This is a genomic window from Bacillus massiliigorillae (genome assembly GCF_000380245.2).
GTDB lineage: Bacteria > Bacillota > Bacilli > Bacillales > DSM-1321 > Bacillus_AD > Bacillus_AD massiliigorillae.
Window position 1 is genome coordinate 804,486 of sequence record NZ_HG428741.1, and the last position, 20,137, is coordinate 824,622.

The following is a 20,137-nucleotide window of genomic DNA, read 5'->3' on the forward strand; positions in this document are numbered from 1 at the left end:
ATGAATCAGCTAACGATTGAAACATCATCTAAAACATATCCGGTTGTAATCGGTAGCGATATATTGAAAGAACTACCTGCATTTATTAACACAAATCTACAACCGTTATCGAAGATTTGGATTATTTCTGATGCTACAGTGGCACCATTATATCTTGCAAAACTGCAGGATATTTTGGCTCCGCATTTTAAAGATATTATTGTAAGTGTTGTCCCAAGTGGTGAAAGTGCGAAATCATTTTCTGTATTCGAGCAATGTCATCGAGATGGTTTAGAGGGTAATGTAAATCGTAAATCAGTCATATTAGCATTAGGTGGCGGTGCAGTTGGAGACTTAGCAGGTTTTGTTGCTGCTACTTTTATGAGAGGAATTCGTTTTATCGGAATTCCTACCACTTTATTAGCGCATGATAGTGCTGTTGGTGGAAAAGTAGCCATCAATCACCCGCTTGGAAAGAACATGGTAGGAGCTTTTCATCAACCTGAGGCAGTATTCTATGATTGGAGTTTATTGCAGTCGTTACCAGAAAAAGAGCTTCGTTCGGGGTTTGCTGAAGCAATAAAACATGGACTTATTCAAGATGTTGATTTCTATAATTGGATGCATACAACAATCAATAGTCTGCAAGATCTTTCTGGTGATATATTAGCAAAAGTAATTACAAAGGGTATTGGCGTTAAAGCGTCCGTTGTAAAACAAGATGAAAGAGAGCTTGGTGTTCGCGAGTACTTGAACTTTGGACATACATTAGCTCATAGCATTGAAGCTAACATTGGATATGGTAAAACAACTCATGGGGAAGCGGTTTTAATAGGCATGATTTTTGCCTTGAAAATGAGTATGGAGAAGGTTAACCTTGAATTTGATATTGACAGTTTTATAGCTTGGGTGAAGAAGTTAGGCTATTCAACTGAATTACCAGCGTTAGATCATGCTGATTTATTACATAGTATGAAAAAAGACAAAAAGACGACAAGTTCAAATATTAAATTTGTTTTGTTAAATCATATTGGAGAACCAACGACAATGCAATTAGAAGATGAAGAAGTGTTAGATTGCTTGCAAAGATATTTTGCATAACAAGTGTCGGTTTTTCTTGAAATTCAGCAACAAGGGGGAAAGAATATGTTTAGAGGAGTACGAGGAGCAACGACTGTCAATCAAAATGATGAGCGAGAGATTGTAGCAAGTACAGAAGAATTACTAAGAGAAATGATCGAAAGGAATGGAATTCAACCTGAAGATGTTTGTTCGTGTATTATTTCAATGACCGAAGAATTAACAGCGACATTTCCTGCAAGAGCATTAAGACAAGTAGAAGGGTGGCGTTATGTGCCAGTCATGTGTGTAAGAGAGATTCCTGTAACGAATTCTTTAGAGAAGTGCATTCGAATTATGTTGCATTGGAATACGGATAAAACACAAACAGAAATTGAACATGCATATCTACGTAAAGCAGATGTTTTACGACCAGATTTAGCGAATAAATAAACACCCGACAATGGGTGTTTTCGTTTATTTTTCTATATTTATCAAGGATTACATAGCTTAAGGTAAATCAAGCACGCAAGTATTTACAACATGTGTTACAATAAAGGTAACTTTCACACGTTAATGTGATAAACAAGCAGAGGGGCGAATGACTATGAAATGGAAAAACAATATTCTTAACTTAAAAGCTTATACACCAGGTAGAACTATTGATGAGGTAAAAAAAACATACGGATTAGAGCAAGTTACTAAATTAGCAAGCAATGAAAATCCTTATGGCTCTTCTTCTTCTGTAAGGGAAGCAATACTTGCTGCATCATCAAACTATGCTCTTTATCCCGATGGAAGTGCGACTTTGTTAAAAGAAGCTTTGGCAGAACATATTGGACTTCCAAAAGAACAGGTCATTCTAGGTAATGGATCGGATGAAATTATTGCTATGATTGCAAGGGCATTATTAAAGCCTGGAGTAAACACAGTAATGGCTACACCTACTTTCTCGCAGTATAAGCATAATGCGATTGTCGAAAATGCTGAGATAAGAGAAGTTATACTACAGGATGGTAAACATGATTTAGAGGCAATGTTAGCAGCAATTGATGAGAATACAGCGGTTGTGTGGGTATGTACACCGAATAATCCTACAGGGGTTTATATTCCAGAATCAGAATTAGTTCAATTCTTAAATCAAGTTCCAGCAGATGTGTTAGTCGTGCTTGACGAAGCTTATGCTGAGTATGTGGTAGCGGAAGATTACCCTAATAGTACAACACTCTTAAATAAGCACTCTAATCTAATCATTCTTCGAACTTTTTCGAAAATATATGGTTTAGCAAGTTTCCGAGTAGGTTATGGTATAGCGACAAAAGAAGTTGTTGCAAAGCTAGAACCAATCAGAGAACCTTTTAATGTCAATTCATTGGCGCAAGTAATTGCGGCTGTGGCACTATCAGATCAAGATTTTGTAAAAGACTGTAGTGCGAAGAATCGTGTGGGTATGCAGCAATACTATGACTTCTGTAATGAAGAAGGATTATTCTATTATCCATCTCAAGGGAATTTTATTTTAATAGATATGAGTGTAGATAGCGACGAAGTGTTTCAATATTTAATGAGTAAAGGATATATTATCCGCAGTGGTAAAGCATTAGGTTTTCCAACATTTATAAGAGTGACAATAGGTACAGAAGAGCAAAATGCTAATATTATAGCTGAAATACGTACTTATTTAGCATCTACACAAAAATCAAAAGTAAAAAGTTAAACGTCAAAGGGGAGAGTAGATTTGCGAGGGAACGTGTTTGTAATTGGTCTGGGATTAATTGGTGGATCAGTTGCTTTAGCTATAAAGAGTACGTATAAAGATGTTACTGTTACAGGATATGATATTAATGAAAATAGTTTACAGTTATCCAAGTCACTTGGCATAATAGATGAGGTATGTACTTCTATTGAGGAATGTGCGGTAAAAGCGGATTTAATTATTATTGGAACACCTGTTAAGCAAACAGAAGAGCTATTACCTATTCTAGCAAGTTATTCATTAAAGCCTAATGTTATTGTTACTGATTTAGGTAGTACAAAAACACGAATTACAGAACTAGCTTCATGTCTTACCGAGAAGGGCATTACTTTTATTGGAGGACATCCGATGGCTGGTTCTCATAAAAGTGGTCCTGCAGCAGCTAAAGCTCTATTATTTGAAAGTGCGTTTTATATTTTAACACCTACACCAGAAATCAAGGAAAGAAAAGTTGCGGAACTAAAAATGTGGCTAAGGGGTACAAAAGCGAAATTTATCGTATTAGCTCCGGAAATTCATGATCAGTTGACGGGAGTTATCAGCCATTTTCCACATATTATTGCAGCGAGTCTTGTTCATAGTGCTCAAGATTCGGAACTTGAACATAATCTTGTAACAAGATTAGCTGCTGGTGGTTTTCGGGATATTACCCGTATTGCCTCCAGTAACCCTGAAATGTGGCGTGACATTTTAATTCATAATCGAGATGTCTTATTGTCGTTGATGGATAATTGGGTTGAACAAATGGAGAAAGTAAAGGATTTTATTAAGAAGAGTGATAGCGATAATATTTATGATTTTTTTGCTAGTGCGAAGGCGTTTCGAGATGAACTGCCAAATCGTTCACAAGGAGCAATTCCTTCTTTCTATGATTTATATGTTGATATTCCGGACTATCCGGGTATTATCTCAGAAATTACTGGTTATTTAGCTGAAGAGAGAATTAGTATTATTAATATTAGAATTATAGAAACACGAGAAGAATTATACGGTGTGTTAGTAATTTCGTTTCAATGCGAAGAAGATCGTAAGAAAGCGGAAGAGTGCATAATGAAGCAAACAAATTTTGGCGTATATATTATGTAGAAGAAGAGTGAGGAATATAGTATGACAAATAGGCATTTGATTACCGATGTGACATCTTTACAAGGTACAGTTGAAATTCCGGGAGATAAGTCGATTTCACATCGTGCAATTATGTTTGGTTCAATTGCAGATGGAACGACTACTATTCGAAATTTCTTGGCAGGAGAAGATTGTTTAAGTACCATTTCATGCTTTCAAAAGTTGGGTGTTACCATTCAGCAAGATGGAACGAATGTAACTATTGAGGGTAAAGGATTAAATGGGCTACAAGAAGCAAAAGAACTTCTTGATGTAGGAAACAGTGGTACAACTATTCGTTTAATGACGGGGATTTTATCTGGCTTACCCTATCATTCTGTCTTAGCTGGGGATGCTTCAATTGCAAAAAGACCAATGACGCGTGTGGTTGAACCATTGCGCAAAATGGGAGCCAATATTGAAGGTAGAGAGCAAGGAAAGTATACACCTCTTAGTATTCGAGGAGGGAAGCTTCACGGTATTACGTATGAATTGCCTGTGGCTAGTGCACAAGTGAAGTCTGCAATCTTGCTTGCAGGATTGCAAGCTGAAGGACAAACGACAGTTATTGAACCAGCAAGAACACGAAATCATACAGAAACAATGTTACAAATGTTTGGTGTGAATGTGAATACGAATGACCGAACGATTACAATTGAAGGTAATCAAAAGCTCACGGGTACGGATATAATGGTACCAGGAGATATATCATCGGCAGCCTTCTTTTTAACGGCTGGTGCTATCGTTCCTAATAGCCGTATTTTATTAAAGAATGTTGGATTGAATGAAACAAGGTCAGGCATGATTGATGTATTGCTAGCAATGGGGGCAGATTTCGCAATTATTAATGAAAACCATTCTTCTGAACCATCCGGCGATATTGAAATTGCGACTTCAAATTTGAAAGGTACAGAAATTAATGGTGATATCATTCCACGTTTAATTGATGAAATACCGATTATTGCATTAATGGCTACACAAGCTGAAGGTACAACTATTATCTCTGATGCGAAAGAACTGAAAGTGAAAGAAACAAATCGTATCGATACGGTTGTTTCAGAGCTGACTAAGTTAGGTGCTGATATTACAGCAACTGACGATGGTATGATAATTAAAGGAAAGACGCCATTAACAGGTGGAACAGTAAATAGTCATGGAGATCATCGTATTGGTATGATGCTTGCGATAGCTGCAACTATTGCCCAAGGCGACGTGATTTTAGAGGATGCAGAAGCAGTAGCTGTATCATATCCTAACTTCTTTGAGCATTTACAACAGTTAATGAAGTAGACCATGCACAAGAGCAAACAAAGTGGAGTAATCCTCTTCTTCGTTTGCTCTTTGACGTTTATTAATCTAACTGTTTTGGTAATAATGGAATAATATTTTACTATTGTTATGTTGTCATATATGAAAGAAAATCATTTATAATATAAATATGAAAAAAGCATAATTAACTGAAGCGGGACATACATTGGCATATAATCCATAAGGAAGTGATCGTATGCCATATGTATTGGAAAAAATCTCTCTTTATGAAAATGACACAGTGAAAGAAACGAATTTCGTTGTAAAGAATGATTTGTTCGTTAGTAGAGACACTTCGGTTAATCACATTGGCTTTATTCGTTTACAAATGGACAAGTATATAATAATTGCTGGCGAAACAATGATTGGGAATCTTGCAGAATATCAGGAAAATAGGATAGAATATACGACAAAGATTGTCCTGTTAGGTGCAACAACTGTTTTGTTTCCTGTTGATGTGACATATGAACATCAAATCAAACAAGCTTTAATTGATGCAAGAAAATTATTATCGGAATTTCCCCTAGATTATGTGCTAGTATTGCGCATACCTCTATCAATATTACGACCTTCTATTGTACGTTTCTGTCGAAAGCATTGGATTCCTGGTTTAATTATTTGCGTTCACGATTTAGAAGAATTACAACGTATTCCTATTACATGGATTCGTGATGCTGTTTTTCCTTATAAATTAGTCTTTATTCCACATTTTCTAGATTGGCAAGAGGATCAATTATTGGCATGGAAGCAAGTATTTCATGATAGTAACTTAGCTTATGTTGATGATAATATCTTTGCTTATGAGCATTTGTCAAAGAAGTTATTAAAGATGTTAGGAATCTATCCGCATAGAGGGATTTTGCGAACTGGTGGAGAAGTAACATATAATGTAGTACATGATGATAATCAACCATGTTTATTAAATAGACAAGCAGCTTATAGTGATAAAATTGAGTTCACAGTGTTTAAGAATCAAGTGATTCGAGCAGGTTCACAAATTAGTCTTCCTTCAAAGAAAGGAAAAGAACTCGTAATAAAAATTCCAGGTTTTTTTCAGTAAATAATGAAATAGCATACAAGAATAGGATGAATAATATGATTACAATTGAAAAAGTGTTAGAAAAAATCAACAATGGAGAATTTGACGAAGCATACCGTCATATACATACTATACAAAACAGCGGGCTTGAAGAAGATATATATGTTCTAGCAGAGAAGTTAGCTGAATTAGGATTTGTAGAGAAAGCATTTGGATTATATGAACAGCTTCTTGCTACGCATCCAGAGGAAGGTGAGCTGCTGTTAGCACTCGCGGAAATCTGTATTGAACTGGATAAAGAGGATGAAGCATTAGAGTTTGTTAAACAAGTGAAGCATGATGATCCAGTTTATCCGAGTGCATTATTGTTAGAGGCGGATTTGTATGCATTGAATGGTTTAGATGAAGTAGCATATGAGAAATTACTAGATGCCAAAAAAATATTACCAGATGAAGTTTTGATTGATTTTGCATTAGGTGAACAATGTTTTGCGCAGGGACGTTTTCAAGAGGCGATTCAATATTATCAAGAAGTAGTAAAGGAAAATGAAGAGCTTGCAGGGATTTCTCTATATCAGAGAATAGCGGAATCTTATAGTAGCTCTGGTCAGTTCGAAGAAGCGTTGCCTTATTACGAAAAAAGTCTGCAAAAGAAAACGGAGCTTCACGCATTATTCCAGTATGGTTTAACAGCTTTCCAAGCAGGACATTACAAAACAGCCGTCCAAAAGCTAGAGCAATTGAAAGAAATGGACCATGAATTTAATTCTCTTTATTATTACTTAGCAAGTTCTTATGAACAACTGTCTGATTACGAAATGGCATACAAAACGGTTAAAGAGGGTATTAAGCAAGATGAGTTCAATAAGGAGTTATATTTCAAAGCAGCGAAAATGTCTCTTAAATTGAATAAGCAAGAAGATGCTGTAACATACTTTCGAGAATCCATCGCAATTGATCCAGGTTATTTAGAAGCGGGTATTACATTAGCGAAATACTTTATTAGTGTAGAATCGTATGAAGAATGCGTAGAAACGCTAGAAAGCATGAAGGAATATGGTGAAAATGATCCGCAATTCGATTGGTTACTGGCTGTAAGCTTCGATAAACTTGAAGAGTTTAAAAAGGCAAGACAGTATTATGAGGATGCATATGAAGTATACCAACACAATGAAGAATTTCTTCGTGATTACGGATATTTCTTAATAGAAGAAGGAGATATTATGGTCTCTGAAGAAATATTTAATAAGCTACTTACTATTAGTCCTTGGAATGAAGAATATTTATCGGTAATGGAGAATTTGAAAAACAAATAGAGTTTAGCCTTGAGATTTACAGAAATAGCAATTAAATAATCTATCTTTTATGGACCGTTATATATTTATGCTAGTAAAATGTTCTTACTTAGTTTGTCCATGTAAAAGTAGTATTAAAAAACTGTAATACAGAGGAGGGAATTTCAATGGCTGCCCCTGTTTCTGTGAATGAGAAAAAGGAATTTATTCGCTGGTTTTTGAATCATTATCAATTAAAAAGAAGAGAATGTGTATGGATTTTGAACTATTTAATGAGTCACGATCAGCTAATGAAGAAGGTACATTTTGTTGAAAATGCGGAATGTTGTCCACGTGGATTGGTGATGTCTACACATTGTGTAGATGAGGCACCTTTTAAGTTCTATAAGTCAAACATCATGACAACAGATGCTGAGAAGTCATTTCATGATATTCGCCTCAACCGAGATGAAGACATCTTTATTACATTGCATTTTCGAGCTGCGTATTCTTCCTATCAATATGCAGCAGTTCTTGAGAAAAACCCTTTTATTCCAATGAGTAGTGGTAGTAATGAGAAAGATAAAATATTAGCTGAACAGGTATTGGAACATTCATTAGCTACCTTCCAAAGAGGGCAGCTGTTGAAGTTAATTGATGAGGCTTTAGATGCTCATGATTTAGAAGCGTTTCAAGAACTAACTAGTCAGTTAAACAAATTGAAAAAAGTATAGTCTAAAAAGCGAAGCGTTTGCATTGTTGAAGCGCTTCGCTTTTTGTTGTGTTAAGCTTGGATAAAAAATGTTATTATGTAATTGTTTGGAAGTATAATGAGGGGGTACGATTACATATGAAGTGGATTTCGAAAGATGTAGAAATGTACATAGGGGCAAAGGAATATGTTGATACGGCGATTGTACCGTTATTAGGTATTACATTTCAAAATGGTATAAAACAAAGCGCGTCAATTAATGAGTTTATCTCAATCATCTCACAAGAAATCGAAAAACAGTTTAAAGGGAGAGTATTACTGCTTCCGCCAGTTACTTATCTTAATGACGGGGAAATGGATATGAAAAAACAGCAAATCTATCAATGGAAGCAAGCTTTGGAGCAAGAAGGCTTTCCATTTATCTTTTTTCTCACATCAGATGCTGATTGGAAAACGATTGAGAGTGAGATAGGTAATAGCCTGTTATACTTACCTTCTTTACCTTTAGAAAGTTTAGATGAAAAGTATAAAATACCAATGATGGAAGAACAAGTAAGTGATGTTTTGGGCATTATTAGTAGAAAATGGAGAACTTGATATTTGTAGAAAAAATGGATATATGACACATTCTTGCCATTAATTGTGTTGTAAGATTATTGACCTTGGAAAAATATTGATATATCATTGTAATGTCCTAGTTTTATAGAATTGTCCTTTTTATGTCCTTTGGACGAAAGCTTTTTTGATAGAGGGGGGGAAAATAATATGAGCAAACAGCGTGTTTCTAGACGTCAATTTCTTAACTATACTTTAACAGGTGTAGGCGGTTTCATGGCGGCAGGTATGCTTATGCCGATGGTACGATTTGCAGTTGATCCTGTGTTACAGGTAAAAGCGGCAGATGGCTTTACTGTTACGAAAGTGAAAGAAAGTGAATTGACTGATGAACCACAAAAGGTAAGCTTCACGGTTAATCAAGTAGATGCATGGCATGAATCTGAAGAAACAAGATTGGCTTGGGTGTACAAAGACGACAAAGGAGACATTGTTGCATTATCACCAGTTTGTAAGCATTTAGGCTGTACGGTTGATTGGAACACTGACAAAGAAAACAATCCTAACCGATTCTTCTGTCCTTGTCACTATGGTGCATACGAAAAAAACGGAAAGAATGTACCGGGAACTCCACCTCTTGGGCCGCTTGACGTGTTTGAAGTTAAAGTGAAAGATGGATTTGTTAGTTTAGGAGCTATTAAAGCGAATAACCTGAAGGGGGTGTAATCATTGCTTAGTAAGATTTATGATTGGGTTGATGAACGTATTGATATTACGCCACTTTGGCGCGATATAGCAGACCATGAAGTACCAGAACATGTTAATCCCGCACATCATTTTTCCGCATTCGTATATTGTTTTGGAGGATTGACATTCTTCGTTACCGTAATTCAGATTTTATCAGGGATGTTTTTAACGATGTACTATGTACCAGATATTAAAAACGCTTGGGAATCTGTTTATTATTTACAAAACGAAGTGGCATTCGGCCAAATCGTACGTGGTATGCATCACTGGGGAGCTAGTCTAGTTATTGTCATGATGTTTTTACATACATTGCGCGTATTCTTCCAAGGAGCTTATAAGAAACCTCGTGAACTGAACTGGATTGTTGGAGTTTTAATTTTCTTTATTATGTTAGCACTTGGTTTAACAGGTTACTTATTACCTTGGGATATGAAAGCGCTATTTGCAACAAAGGTTACACTGCAAATTGTTGAATCGGTACCGATTATCGGTGTTGCTGCTAAAACATTATTATCTGGAGATGCGACCATTGTTGGTGCACAAACACTTACCCGCTTCTTTGCTATTCACGTATTCTTCTTACCAGCAGCATTGCTTGCATTAGTAGCAGCTCACTTCTTAATGATTCGTAAACAAGGTATTTCAGGACCGCTATAATTTTATTTTCAATAATTTGAAAATACGGAATTTTTAAATAAGGAGGGGGTTGTGAAATGCATCGTGGAAAAGGGATGAAATTCGTAGGTGATTCACGTGTTCCAGCAGTGAAGAAGCTGAACATTCCAAAAGATTACTCAGAATACCCTGGGAAAACGGAGGCGTTCTGGCCAAACTTTCTTTTAAAAGAATGGATGGTTGGTGCAGTATTCTTGATAGGATTTCTATGTTTAACAATAGCGCATGTTCCGCCTTTAGAGAAAATGGCAGATCCATCGGCTGCTGGATATATACCACTTCCTGACTGGTACTTCCTATTCTTGTATCAGCTGTTGAAGTATACGTATGCTTCAGGTCCATATAATGCGATTGGTTCAATGGTTATTCCTGGACTAGCATTTGGTGCCCTATTATTAGCTCCATTTATTGATCGTGGACCGGAAAGAAAACCAACTAAACGACCTCTTGCAACGGGCTTCATGTTGTTAGGGATTGCTGGTGTTTTCTATTTAACATGGTCTTCCGTTGTTAATCATGACTGGGAAGCATCTAAGAAACAAGGTGCTATCGTTTTTGGCCCAGAGATTAATAAGGAAGACACTGGATATAAATTGTACGAGTCCCAAGGTTGTATCGGATGTCATGGTGGTAGTTTAGAAGGGGCATCAGGGCCGAAATTAACGGAGCAAGGCTTAACTCCTGAAGATATCGCAAAAATTGCGAAAGAAGGTAAAGGAGCAATGCCACCGAATGTATTTAAAGGTACTGATGAAGAGTTAAAACAGTTATCTGAATTTATAGGTAGTTTACAAAAGAAAGAATAATAATGAAAAGCTAACGGTATATGCCGTTAGCTTTTTTGGTTGGAAAAACATAATATTCAGCACACTCATGAAAAATGTCTATTGTTAGCATAATCATTAACTCCTAAATAATACATGCATATACTATTAAAAATGTACTATTGGGGTGATGTAATGAAACGAAATAAGCAAGCTCTTTTGATGATCGTACTATCATGTATATTAATTGAATGGTTCTGGCTTTTTCATTCTGTAACCCATTATATAGAAATTATTGTTGTATTAATTGTTAGCGCTTTCTTTGTTGTGTTTAGTAGCCTTTATTTTATCGATGATGAAGTGGCTAGTGAAAGTTTTTATAATCGAATTCGCATTGGGATAGTTTTGGCTTTTATTGTCTTTATATTAATTGTGTAACAGTTAATGTAATTAAAGCTTTGCTGAAACCGTTTAACTTATTTTTGAAGATGAGATATGATATTTATATATATTAAGGAATAGGTTGCTATATAATTTAATGACTTGGATGAGGGAGTGGAATATAAAAATGATTAATATATTAATTGCAGAAGACAATGTTCATATTCGAGAATTGATTAAGCAGCATCTTCAAGGAGAGGGTTATACGGTTTTTGAAGCTGGAGATGGAGTAGAAGCCTCTGAATGTTTGGAGAAACAACAGATGCATTTAGCAATTGTAGATGTAATGATGCCTAATAAGGATGGCTTTCAACTTTGCCAAGAGATTAGAACATATTATGATATTCCAGTTATTTTATTAACAGCAAAAGATCAGTTAGTTGATAAGGAGAAAGGCTATGCTGTTGGAACGGACGATTATTTAACAAAACCTTTTGAACCGAAGGAACTTTCATTTCGTATCAAGGCCTTATTACGACGATATCAGATGGTGAATGCTGAGAAAATCGTTTTAAATGATACAGTGATTGATCGAAAAAGCTATGAAGTGCATAGTGGTGGTAAACTATTAATGCTTCCAATGAAGGAGTTTGAGTTATTATCACAACTAGCGAGTTATCCGGACCGAATTTTCACACGAGAGGAATTAATTGAACTTATTTGGGGAAGTGATTTTGAGGGTGATGATCGGACAGTTGATGTACATATTAAACGTTTAAGAGAACGTTTTGCCAAAAGAACAGATGATTTTAGTATTAAAACAGTAAGAGGAGTTGGATATAAATTGGAGGTTACTAAAAAGTGAGAACACTCTATTTACGGATTGTAATTACCACTTTAGTTGTTATGATCTTTAGTAGCTTGCTTGCCTTTATCATTTCAAATGCCTATTATCAAAGTAATTTAAAACCACATAACGATAAGAGAATCACCGGGATGGCTCATGATATTGTGACGTTTTATGAAAAAAATCAAAATGTGAATATTGATGCTTATTTAGAAAGTATTGGAAAGCTTGGTTATCAAATATATTTAGTAAATGAAGATAATAAAGGCTCTTTTTATGGTGGAGAATATCGTAAGAAAGATTTAGATACTAAGATTATTAACAGTGTTATAGCGGGGCAGGAATATCATGGGATTGCTAATTTTCCATCAAGTGCTTTTATAACTGGCTTCTTTGATAATGTTCTTACTAATACGGTTGGTGTTCCACTTGTTATAAATGATGAGCCATATGCTATGTTTCTTCGCTCAGATGTCGAAGTTCAGTTTGGTGAATTACGCTTTTTCTTTGCACTTTTACTAGTAGTAACAAGTTTGTTGAGTATTATTTTTGTGACAGTTAGTACACGTTATCTTGTGAAACCAATAACAAAATTAACTGAAGCAACAAAGCAGATAACTAAAGGAAAGTACGATATTGAACTACAGGTTAATCGAAGTGATGAAATAGGTGTGTTAGCATCTAACTTCTCTGAAATGGTTCGAAGTATTGAACAGCTAGAGGAGATGCGCCAAGAGTTTGTCTCAAATGTATCTCATGAAATCCAAACACCGTTGGCTTCTATTAAAGGCTTTGCTCAAATGCTACAAGAAAAAGATTTATTAGAAGAACAACAAAGACATTATTTATCAATTATAGAAGATGAAAGTCAAAGATTATCGCAATTAAGTAAGCAGTTATTGACACTTGCATCATTGGACAAAGAACAAGGTATTTTGGAAAAGACAACTTTTGATGTTGCGGCACAAATAAAGCAAATTGTAACAGTTACGCAATGGAGCTGGCGAGAAAAGGAATTGGCGCTTGATCTTGATTTACCTACAACGAATCTGACTGGGGATCAAAAGCTATTGTATCAAGTATGGACAAATCTTCTAACGAATAGTATTAAATATTCGAATCCGGGTGATTCGATTTCCATTCGTGTATGGTCAGAGGATGATTATTGTTGTATTGAAATAGAAGATACGGGTGTAGGGATAAGCGAAGAAGATATACCACATATTTTTACAAGGTTTTATAAAGGTGATAAATCAAGAAGTAGACAGGATGTCAGAAATAGTAGCGGCTTAGGCCTTGCAATTGTTAAAAAAATCATTGATTTACATAATGGTAAGATTGAGGTTTCTAGTCAACAACGCATAGGGACTACCTTTAAAGTTACGCTTCCGAACATGTAATGAATTGTTCATCTTCCGTTCATATTCAAAATTTATACTATGTTTAAGTTAGAAAACGTTAAACGTTTAAGTTTTGAAGAATGGGGATGAACAAACAATGTTTCTTGCGATAAGAGAGATGAAACACGCTAAATTTAAATATTTATTGATTGGCTTAATCATGGTATTAATTGCATGGTTAGTATTTTTCGTATCTGGGCTTGCACAAGGCTTGTCTTCTGATAATGCTTCCGCTATTCAAAAGATGGATGCTGATTATATTGTTTTACAACAAGATGCTGAACATCGAATAACACGTTCGATGCTGACAGAGCAGCAGTTAAATGATGTTAATCAATATGTAGATAAAAAGAATACAGAGCCGTTAGGTGTACAAATGACAACTGTTACCAAAGGTGATGCTGGCAAAAAGGTTGATGTTACATTCTTTGCAGTTAACACGAAAGGCGCTCTAATGCCAAGTGTGGTTGAAGGTAAACAAATTAATAATGAAACAAAAAATCAAGTTATTGCAGATATTTCTTTGAAAGATGAAGGGATAGCAATTGGTGATAAAGTAACGGATGAGATTTCAGGGCAAACATTTACGATTAGTGGTTTTACAAAAAATCAGTCTTTCAGTCATGCGCCTGTTATTTTTATGAACTATGAAGCTTGGAAAGCAATGTACGAATCAAAAATCACAAAAGGTCAATTAGGCTTTAATGCAATTGCTTTAAAAGCGAATGAAGATCAAATCACTTCTCTTGAAGATAATATGGCTAACGTTGATGTGATTACAATCAATGAGGCTTTAAAAGGTATTCCAGGATATTCAGAGGAACAAGGGTCGTTATTAATGATGATTGTATTTTTATTTATCATTGCGGCATTCGTTCTAGCAGTATTCTTCTATGTAATTACGATTCAAAAAATGAGTCAGTTTGGTGTGTTGAAAGCTATTGGAGCAAAATTTACTTATTTAGCGAAAAATATTATTTCCCAGGTTATATTGCTTTCCGTTATTAGCTTAGTGATAAGTATAGCGCTTACCTATGGAATTTCATTACTATTACCGAGTTCAATGCCATTTGATTTAAGTATTGGACTAGTTGCAGGATGCTCAGGCTTATTCTTAGCTGTAGCGGTAATCGGTTCATTATTATCACTTTATCGAGTTGCAAAAGTTGATGCAGTTGAAGCAATTGGGAGGGCAGCATAATGACAAATAAATTAGTTTTAGATCACATCAGTAAAGTATATGGGGATGGTTCTACATCTGTTAAAGTATTAGATGATATATCACTACAAGTGAAAGCTGGAGAATTTGTTGCTATTGTTGGTCCATCTGGAGCTGGAAAGAGTACATTTCTTTCAATAGCTGGAGCACTATTATCGCCATCTAGTGGGAAAATCAGTATTGATAATCAAGAAATTCAAAACATGTCTGAAAATGAATTAAACGACATACGTTTGAAAAAAATCGGTTTTGTTTTTCAGTCAGCCAATTTAATTCCATATTTAACTGTTCGAGATCAGCTATTGCTAATAGCGCAATTAGATGGTAAGCATACGAAACAAGATGAAGCCCGAGCAGATGAATTGTTAGAGCGTCTAGGCTTAGGGCATCGTCGTAACCATTACCCAGAGAAGTTATCGGGTGGAGAACGCCAACGTGTTGCTATTGCTAGAGCTTGGATGAATGACCCAGAAATCATTTTAGCTGATGAGCCAACAGCTAGTCTAGATTCAGAGCGTGGGCGAGATGTTGTACAAATGTTAGCTGATGAAGTAAAGCGAAGTAATAAATCCGCGCTAATGGTTACGCATGATAAACGTATGCTAGATTTATGTGACCGAGTTGTATATATAGAAGACGGTAAATTATTCGAACATGAAATGAGCGTGTAAAAAGTGATGTTAATCACTTTTTACACGCCTTTTTTACGTTTTAAAGTGGTTTTTGTGTCAGTTGTGTCATTTGTTCTTCTTTATAAAAATAAGGACCACTCCAGCCGGTTTCATGTGTTTTCACGAACGTCCATTTAAATTCTTTATCAACTATTAGGAGTAATTGTCTTACGAAATCTAATCGATATTACTTTTATAGAAAATGTTGGCTTTTGTTTGTACTCGCTGTATGATTAAACGATACGATGTAAATGATGAAAGAGGTAAAAGCATTGATGAATTTAATCTATACAATATTGCGGAATAAGGCGATTATTATTTTATTATTGGTGGTAAATATACTGGGTACTATTTATGGATACTATTGGTATAAAGGCCAGCTGGTAGCTACTGATCCTATCTTTATCCCATTTGTACCTGATAGTCCAACAGCCTGTTTATTTTTTGTTTTTGTTTTAATTGCGTTTCTAATGAAAAGAAATTGGGGATTATTTGAAGCTCTCGCTCTTATTTCGTTGTTTAAATACGGAATATGGGCAGTTGTAATGAATTTACTTACTTTAAAAGTTGATGGAACCCTTCATTGGACAGGTTATATGCTAATGGCATCCCATTTAGCGATGGCTTTACAGGGCTTATTGTACGCACGCTTTTATCGGATTAAGCTTTGGCATTTAGCAGTAGCAGCGATATTTACTGTACATAATGAAATAATTGACTACGTATTTGGACAAATGCCCTGGTATGGTAGTTTGGCTACGTACATGAATGAAATTGGCTACTTTACGTTCTGGCTAAGTATTGTTTCTATTTATATTTGCTACTATTTCGGTATGAAGCGACCTCGATATGAACTAAAACTATAATTGTGGTCTACTCTTATCTCTACCTTCATATATGTAATATGAAAGAGGAGGGACAAGTTTATGGCTAAAAAAATGTTGTTCATGCTAATTTTAATGGTTTTTACGATTGGTTCATCGAGTTATGCGATGACCTCTTCGAATATAGATAAATTAAATCAAAAATCAGATGAAGCCCTGCAAATGGTAAAAATAAATCGAGAAGATGATGCTCTTCGTTTGCTGAAGCAATTTTCTAAAGACTTGCTTTCGATAACTAGTAAAGAAAATACCTTTAATATGGACGAGCTAAAAGCTATTACAGCGGCATATGATGGTGCGCTTAACTCATTACAGACTGAGAATACGCATGACTATAAGGTTAATGCTTTAACTAAACTTCGTTTAGTTGTAGATGCTGTTTCTTCCAATTATCGTCCGTTGTGGACGGAGATGGAAGAAAGTATGATGACCACATTTAGTGAAACGCAAAAAGCAGTTACTGAAAAGAATTCACAACAGTTTAATAATGAATTAAATGTATTATTAATCAAATATGATTTAATTTACTATAGTTTGAAGGTTGATGTTAGACCTGAAAAGATGCAAGCAGTAGAGGCGAAATTTCAGTATTTAGATCACTTTAGGCCACAGATTCTTGAAAGTGCATCAAGTCAAAAAGAACTGGATGAGCTACAAAGTGAAATGAAAGCCATATTTGATGAAATGAAAAAGGATGAAGCTGATCCTTCTTTATGGTGGGTAATCATTTCAACAGGCAGTATCATCATTAGTACATTATCTTATGTAGGTTGGAGAAAATATAAAGGAACGAAAGAGACCGTTCGTTCGAAAAACGATTCTAAGCGCTGATGAATCGTACTCTTGTCCCTAGAATTGTAATACAACTGCACGAGGAGGACTTCGATGGGAAGCTATTTTATATATTTAGCACTTATTATTTTGATTCCGATTTGGGCTCAAATGAAAGTTAAAGGAACGTATAATAAATATTCAAAGGTCCCTTCATCGTCAAGAATGACAGGTGCTGAAGTAGCAAGAAAGATTCTGGATGATAACGGTTTATATAATGTACATGTAGAAGAAACAAGAGGTTACTTAAGTGATCATTATGATCCGAGATCTAAGGTAGTTCGCTTATCTTCAGCAAATTATCATGGTCATTCATTAGCAGCTACTGCTGTAAGTGCTCATGAGGTCGGACATGCTATTCAAGATCAGCAGGATTATTCGTTTCTACGTTTTCGTCATTCTCTTGTTCCAGTTGCAAATATAAGTTCTAATCTTTCTTGGGTATTAATAATGATTGGGATTTTTGCGCAAATTTCAGGTCTACTTTTATTAGGAATAGTATTTATGCTAGGAGCTGTTTTGTTTCAGGTGGTAACGCTTCCTGTAGAGTTTAATGCTTCAAGTAGAGCTATGGACCAAGTTGTTTCACTTGGAATTATATCGAATAGTGAAGAACGTGAAACGAAAAAAGTATTAAGTGCGGCTGCCTTAACATACGTAGCAGCAGCGGCAGTTGCTGTTCTTGAGTTGGTTCGATTGATTTTAATTTATACTGGTATGAGTCGTGATGATTGAATATATAAGGAAGTCTCTCATGAAGTAAATGAAATACTTTGTGAGGGATTTTTTTATGGAACATTTTCTAATGTTTTTTGAAAGTTTGATTAGGATGTTATATTTGATTCGATGTTTATGTAATGGATTGTCAACATAAAACTAGACAACTTTTTTAAGGTGTTCAAGTTTGTACTGAATAGGGCTCTTCTAATCCAATGTCCCATGAATCTGAATGTGATTATATTTTCTGTCTAAATCAGTGTAGCCTATCCACTGTCACCTATAGGTTGCGTTGCAGGGGCAACTAATGCGTTCTATGTTTTCCTTACTATTCATTGTGTAATAGAATCGTAACTTTTATTGATAGGGGAAATTAGATATGAAAATCTCTTCGAATGTATTTGGAATAGTGCCTTGCTTAATAACATTCTATCTTTCTGTTTGGTTATTATTCGAATTGGTACTTTCGTTTAAACCTCATGGTATGTTAGTTGATTTACTTCGCTTAACTTTACCGATAATAAGTTTGAGTTTTGCTTTTTTTATGCGAAGTAGATGGAAAAGTTTCTTTATAGTCGTCGCATTGTTGTGGCTATGGTTTTATGGGACACCAATAGTTAAACAATGGGTGTAATGTGAAGATAGGGGGAAAAATATATGGGTATGATGAATCTATTAGTACCAATTAGTATATTACTTATTTTATGTGGGCTATGCTTTTGTATTTATGAATTATGTAAAAGTATTAAGAAAAGATAGATAGGGAAGTTCCTATAATCCTTCAATAAAGTTTAAGAAGGATTATAATGAAATATAGAGAATAATCATAATTTATCTTAATAAGAAGGAGTGTTTAATAGCTATTTATAAAGGGGGAATTCTTTATGAAAACACAAGCACCTTATTTTATTATAGGAATAATAATTATTTTGACTAGCACACCTTTGGCGTATAAATCAGTAGATATTTTGTATAGAAATCAAAATTTATCTGGTGAATACATTCCTATACTTAACGGAATCATTCATTCATTTATGTTAATTGGTTTACTAATATTTAGCTTAGGTATATTTAATTTAATAAAATGTAAAAAAAACTAATAACTTTATGCTACTAAAAGTGTGGAATTCATGTAATCCTTTTAGTGTATGTGTTACTTTAAAGCTCTTTTTATATAGTTTTTTTTAGTTAAGTAGAAAACCTTTGGAATTTGGCAAGATAAGAATAAAAGATTCAAAGAAGCATCTTTTTTCTTACCGTTTGAAATTGTATATCATGAATGTGATAATCCGTTTGAAGCACGTCAAAAATATGAAGAGTGATAGTTTTTGAAAGTAATTAAAAAAGGCACCTATGCTCGAAAGAAGAATGATCTTTTGAGTATAGGTGCCTTTTTTTCAATAGGAACGTACTGGTTTTTTGATAGCATCCATAAAGCAAATAGTTTATGCCATTAATCAAAATAAGCCATCCAGCCATTACCGCAGCAATTCCTCTGCCTTCTCCTATATACCCACGTATCTGATATACATGTTCGTTCTAAGATAAGTGGGGATAAAATAGTTATTAGTAATTAACCTTCAATATATTGGACATCATTTTTTATATTCCATTTATAATAGTCACTGATAAATTGATAAGTGAAAAATAAGTTAACAAGGATACTGAAAACACATGCTAGATTGATCAATTTATAGTGTGTGTTTTCTCTTTTATTCTTACGAAGAATAAAAGCTGCGATAAAAATCCCTATTGGAGTAAGTAGCATAGCCATTAACGATAGAATTAATAATAGAAGACCTTCGTCATTTTTTATTTTCACTACTTCCTTAACAACAATTTCTTTTGGGAGACTTTTTTCTTCTATAGACTGTTCGAGTCTCTTATTCAATTGCGATTCTCTTTCTTTTTCATGTAATAATTCATCCGTTGACATTTCATATAGTTTGCTCAACAGGATTAGATTATCTATGTCTGGATAGTTATAGCCATTTTCCCACTTTGAAATAGATTGTCTTGATATATTTAATTGATCCGCAACATCTGCTTGCGATAATTTTTTATCAAGTCTTCCTTTTTTGAGTTTCTCACCTAAAGACATACCTATTCACCTTCTTTCTATTTCAGGAAATAAACAATAGATTTATTATAATAGAAAAAATTTGTAGATTGTATAATATACTAGAATATTTTAGAAATTGAATTTAAGCATTAT

General features: G+C 34.7%; 23 protein-coding genes and 1 pseudogene. 22 read left to right on the plus strand and 2 right to left on the minus strand.

The genetic code is table 11. From position 1 onward, the window contains the following. The 17 genes from aroB (at position 1) to TX86_RS03840 (ending at position 15,490) form a co-directional block, all read left to right on the plus strand. Positions 1-1,080 (plus strand): 3-dehydroquinate synthase, encoded by a 1,080-nt coding sequence (aroB, locus tag TX86_RS03760; RefSeq protein WP_042346388.1) that lies wholly within the window; start codon positions 1-3, stop codon positions 1,078-1,080. A gap of 45 nt (positions 1,081-1,125) precedes the next feature. Then, complete coding sequence (gene aroH, locus TX86_RS03765; RefSeq protein WP_042346389.1) at positions 1,126-1,491, plus strand: chorismate mutase; 366 nt, start codon at positions 1,126-1,128, stop codon at positions 1,489-1,491. 154 nt (positions 1,492-1,645) lie between these two features. Next, complete coding sequence (gene hisC / locus TX86_RS03770) at positions 1,646-2,755, plus strand: histidinol-phosphate transaminase (RefSeq protein WP_042346391.1); 1,110 nt, start codon at positions 1,646-1,648, stop codon at positions 2,753-2,755. 21 nt (positions 2,756-2,776) lie between these two features. Next, positions 2,777-3,880 (plus strand): prephenate dehydrogenase, encoded by a 1,104-nt coding sequence (locus TX86_RS03775; RefSeq protein ID WP_042346392.1) that lies wholly within the window; start codon positions 2,777-2,779, stop codon positions 3,878-3,880. A 21-nt stretch (positions 3,881-3,901) separates the two neighbouring features. Next, entirely contained in the window at positions 3,902-5,188 is a 1,287-nt protein-coding gene (aroA, locus tag TX86_RS03780; RefSeq protein ID WP_042346394.1) for a 3-phosphoshikimate 1-carboxyvinyltransferase, read from the plus strand. 214 nt (positions 5,189-5,402) lie between these two features. Further along, positions 5,403-6,266, plus strand: coding sequence for a hypothetical protein (locus TX86_RS03785; RefSeq protein WP_042346395.1), 864 nt, complete (start codon positions 5,403-5,405; stop codon positions 6,264-6,266). A 35-nt stretch (positions 6,267-6,301) separates the two neighbouring features. Then, complete coding sequence (locus tag TX86_RS03790; protein WP_042346396.1) at positions 6,302-7,561, plus strand: tetratricopeptide repeat protein; 1,260 nt, start codon at positions 6,302-6,304, stop codon at positions 7,559-7,561. A 146-nt stretch (positions 7,562-7,707) separates the two neighbouring features. Then, positions 7,708-8,253, plus strand: coding sequence for a ReoY family proteolytic degradation factor (locus TX86_RS03795; RefSeq protein ID WP_042346397.1), 546 nt, complete (start codon positions 7,708-7,710; stop codon positions 8,251-8,253). A 116-nt stretch (positions 8,254-8,369) separates the two neighbouring features. Next, complete coding sequence (locus TX86_RS03800; protein ID WP_042346400.1) at positions 8,370-8,828, plus strand: DUF2487 family protein; 459 nt, start codon at positions 8,370-8,372, stop codon at positions 8,826-8,828. A 168-nt stretch (positions 8,829-8,996) separates the two neighbouring features. Beyond that, complete coding sequence (locus TX86_RS03805; protein ID WP_042346401.1) at positions 8,997-9,512, plus strand: QcrA and Rieske domain-containing protein; 516 nt, start codon at positions 8,997-8,999, stop codon at positions 9,510-9,512. A 3-nt stretch (positions 9,513-9,515) separates the two neighbouring features. Beyond that, positions 9,516-10,190, plus strand: a complete 675-nt coding sequence (qcrB, locus tag TX86_RS03810; RefSeq protein ID WP_042346402.1) for a menaquinol-cytochrome c reductase cytochrome b subunit — start codon at positions 9,516-9,518, stop codon at positions 10,188-10,190. Positions 10,191-10,246: 56 nt separating this feature from the next. Next, a complete protein-coding gene (locus tag TX86_RS03815; protein WP_042346405.1) occupies positions 10,247-11,014 on the plus strand; it encodes a menaquinol-cytochrome c reductase cytochrome b/c subunit in 768 nt (255 codons plus the stop codon). A 153-nt stretch (positions 11,015-11,167) separates the two neighbouring features. Beyond that, positions 11,168-11,410, plus strand: a complete 243-nt coding sequence (locus TX86_RS03820) for a hypothetical protein (RefSeq protein WP_042346407.1) — start codon at positions 11,168-11,170, stop codon at positions 11,408-11,410. 130 nt (positions 11,411-11,540) lie between these two features. Further along, positions 11,541-12,218 (plus strand): response regulator transcription factor, encoded by a 678-nt coding sequence (locus TX86_RS03825; protein WP_042346409.1) that lies wholly within the window; start codon positions 11,541-11,543, stop codon positions 12,216-12,218. Further along, a complete protein-coding gene (locus tag TX86_RS03830) occupies positions 12,215-13,600 on the plus strand; it encodes a sensor histidine kinase (protein WP_042346412.1) in 1,386 nt (461 codons plus the stop codon). The genes TX86_RS03825 and TX86_RS03830 overlap by 4 nt, the downstream gene beginning before the upstream one ends. A 97-nt stretch (positions 13,601-13,697) precedes the next feature. Beyond that, on the plus strand, positions 13,698-14,801 hold the full coding sequence (locus tag TX86_RS03835) for an ABC transporter permease (RefSeq protein ID WP_042346414.1): 1,104 nt from the start codon (positions 13,698-13,700) through the stop codon (positions 14,799-14,801). Beyond that, positions 14,798-15,490 (plus strand): ABC transporter ATP-binding protein, encoded by a 693-nt coding sequence (locus TX86_RS03840; protein WP_154663041.1) that lies wholly within the window; start codon positions 14,798-14,800, stop codon positions 15,488-15,490. The genes TX86_RS03835 and TX86_RS03840 overlap by 4 nt, the downstream gene beginning before the upstream one ends. A 40-nt stretch (positions 15,491-15,530) precedes the next feature. Here the strand turns inward: TX86_RS03840 and TX86_RS26070 are convergent. Then, positions 15,531-15,647 (minus strand): annotated as a pseudogene (locus TX86_RS26070) (DUF4275 family protein); the annotation flags it as partial. A 118-nt stretch (positions 15,648-15,765) separates the two neighbouring features. On the opposite strand from TX86_RS26070, the gene lhaT reads away from it, so the two are divergent. From lhaT to TX86_RS03865, 5 genes are all read left to right on the plus strand, one after another. Further along, a complete protein-coding gene (gene lhaT, locus TX86_RS03845; RefSeq protein ID WP_042346418.1) occupies positions 15,766-16,356 on the plus strand; it encodes a lipoprotein heptaprenylglyceryl N-acetyltransferase LhaT in 591 nt (196 codons plus the stop codon). 60 nt (positions 16,357-16,416) lie between these two features. After that, a complete protein-coding gene (ypjB, locus tag TX86_RS03850) occupies positions 16,417-17,205 on the plus strand; it encodes a sporulation protein YpjB (protein WP_042346420.1) in 789 nt (262 codons plus the stop codon). A gap of 54 nt (positions 17,206-17,259) precedes the next feature. Next, on the plus strand, positions 17,260-17,940 hold the full coding sequence (locus TX86_RS03855; protein ID WP_042346422.1) for a zinc metallopeptidase: 681 nt from the start codon (positions 17,260-17,262) through the stop codon (positions 17,938-17,940). A gap of 361 nt (positions 17,941-18,301) precedes the next feature. Next, positions 18,302-18,556, plus strand: coding sequence for a hypothetical protein (locus tag TX86_RS03860; RefSeq protein WP_042346424.1), 255 nt, complete (start codon positions 18,302-18,304; stop codon positions 18,554-18,556). A gap of 250 nt (positions 18,557-18,806) precedes the next feature. Then, positions 18,807-19,022 carry a hypothetical protein gene (locus TX86_RS03865; protein ID WP_042346426.1) on the plus strand — a complete coding sequence of 72 codons (216 nt, stop codon included), beginning with the start codon at positions 18,807-18,809 and terminating at the stop codon, positions 19,020-19,022. Positions 19,023-19,495: 473 nt separating this feature from the next. On the opposite strand, the gene TX86_RS26075 is transcribed toward TX86_RS03865, so the two are convergent. Continuing rightward, the gene (locus tag TX86_RS26075) at positions 19,496-20,023 is read right to left on the minus strand and encodes a helix-turn-helix domain-containing protein (protein ID WP_042346428.1); all 528 of its coding nucleotides are present in this window, start codon (positions 20,021-20,023) and stop codon (positions 19,496-19,498) included. Between the last annotated feature and the right edge of the window lie 114 nt (positions 20,024-20,137).